Here is a 2,288-nt window from a genome sequence, read left to right as displayed (position 1 = left end):
TGTGTTGTTCTCTGATCATCTTCTTCTATCTTCTACTTTCTTGTTTTTACTTTTTATCATTGTATTCTTGTTGTTCTATTTTTCTTTTTTTTTTTTTTTTAATGATACGGACACCACCGATATCTACTCTCTCCTTTTCGTCGAGAGTCTCATGTGTATATGAGAGACAGTCGGTACGGTATCAGGATAATATATGGTGACATTAACCAGTTTATTAATGTGCTCTCCCATAGCAGAAAGTGCGAATGCCATTCCTCCAGCCTTAGGTTTTAAAAGGTGCTGAAAAGGTGACCCTTGTTTATCATGTTTAGCTTCCGTAAAACGTGTACCTTCAACAAAGTTCATAATACTCACAGGTTTCGTTTTAAATTTCTCACAGGCTTTGCGAGTAATTTCAATATCTTTACCCTTCAACTTGGGATTTTTTCGTAACTGTGATGTGCTGTAACGGCGCATAAATGGAAAGTCTAATGCCCACCAAGCGAGGCCGAGTACCGGGACAAAAATAAGTTCTTGTTTGAGGAAAAACTTTAAAAAGGGAATTTTGCGGTTAAATACTCGCTGTAAAATGAGGATGTCGACCCATGATTGATGGTTAGCAATAACCATATACCATTCTTGTTCAGAAAAAGATTGATCGCCTGTGACATGAATACGCATTGGATGAAAAATAGATTCTACTATCGTATTGACACTGATCCATGCCGTAGCGCAATTATCGAGAATATAGCTACAGATTTTTTGACAAATGCCAATCGGGATCAATTTAACAATACTGAACGCCAAGATAGGGATGGTCCAAAAAATGGTATTAAATAAATAGCATAAGAATGCGATTGAACCTTTGATTTTCGAAAGCAGCGACATTTTTCTCTCCTATTAAACGGAGGGCTATGTTACTCGTAGTCGCAGTTTTGCTCAATCTATACGATAGGTTAAATTACGTTTATTGCTGATTCAATTTTGCCAGTAATCGGTCCATGGCCCGATAACCAAGGGCTTGAGCAATGTGACTGCGCTCGGTAGTAGGGGATTGCTGCAAGTCGGCAATGGTGCGTGATACCCGTTGAATACGATGAAAACTACGTACTGACAACCCTAAGCTCACGACACTTTGTTCCAAAAAAGCCAGATCTGGCTGAGTAATCGCGCCATCTTGTTTGAGTTGTTTTGGGGTTAACTCACTGTTTAATACCCCAGAACGGCTGAGTTGTAGATCGCGTGCTTGCTTGACTCGCTTAGCTATTTCAACGCTAGACTCACTGGGCTGGTGTTGTTGGGTTAACGTACCTGCAGGAAGTTTGGGAACATCAACGGTTAAATCGAAGCGGTCTAAAAAAGGCCCCGATAAACGCGATAAGTAACGCTGAATTTGATCTGGGGTCGAACGTGCGCGCTCCGTATCACCGCAAGGGCTTGGGTTCATGGCGGCAATGAGTTGAAATCGACTTAAAAAGGTCAATTTTGCTGCGGCTCGAGAAATCTCAACTTGACCAGTTTCTATAGGCTCACGCAGACAATCCAGTACCTTACGAGGAAATTCTGCTATTTCATCAAGAAATAATATCCCACGATGCGCTAATGATATCTCACCTGGTTTGGGATGGCTGCCGCCACCAATCAGTGCAATAGATGATGATGTATGGTGCGGCGAGCGAAAAGGGCGATTAAGGAAGTTTTGCGGTTTTACATGTAATCCAGCGACAGAATGAATGGCGGCTACTTCAATGGCTTCGTCGTAGGTAAGTTTTGGCAGTAATGGGATAATTCGATTGGCTAACATACTTTTCCCCGTCCCTGGGGGGCCAATAAACAACATGTTATGTCCTCCGGCCGCGGCGATTTCAAGCCCGTGTTTGGCCTGATATTGGCCAATAACATCGCTCATGCACAGCGATGATTGCGCTTGAATTTCTTCTTCAATCCATTCGGGCAAGGTGTCGAGTAACGGTAATTGTGCTTGGCCATGTAAAAATGCCGCTAAGTTTTGTAAGTGGGCGACAAAATAACTGTGCTTATAGCCAACGAGCTCTGCTTCATGGCGGTTTTCGATGGGCATAAAAAAATGGTGCTGATCATTGCGCGCGGCAATAATGGCTGGTAATAATCCACTGCAAGGGCGAATTTGCCCAGAAAGAGCCAGCTCACCCACAAATTCGCATTGGTGCAATGCTTTAGCTGGAACTTGATTTGATGCGGCGAGAATACCGACTGCAATAGGCAAATCATAGCGGCCACCTTGTTTTGGTAAATCTGCTGGGGCGAGGTTGACGGTAATTCTTTTTTGA

At 43.0% G+C, this 2,288-nt stretch carries 2 protein-coding genes; both read right to left on the bottom strand.

Features of this window, described 5'->3' with window-relative positions:
- Nucleotides 1-123: 123 nt before the first annotated feature.
- Nucleotides 124-867 (bottom strand): acyltransferase, encoded by a 744-nt coding sequence (locus CXF78_RS20755; protein ID WP_102037826.1) that lies wholly within the window; start codon nucleotides 865-867, stop codon nucleotides 124-126.
- A 79-nt stretch (nucleotides 868-946) separates the two neighbouring features.
- A partial coding sequence (locus CXF78_RS20750; protein ID WP_102037825.1) for a YifB family Mg chelatase-like AAA ATPase occupies nucleotides 947-2,288 on the bottom strand: 1,342 nt, incomplete at its 5' end.

This window comes from Shewanella sp. 11B5 (genome assembly GCF_002836795.1).
Lineage (GTDB): Bacteria > Pseudomonadota > Gammaproteobacteria > Enterobacterales > Shewanellaceae > Shewanella > Shewanella frigidimarina.
The sequence above is the reverse complement of the archived record's forward strand: the minus strand, read 5'-3'. Positions and strand labels throughout refer to the sequence as shown.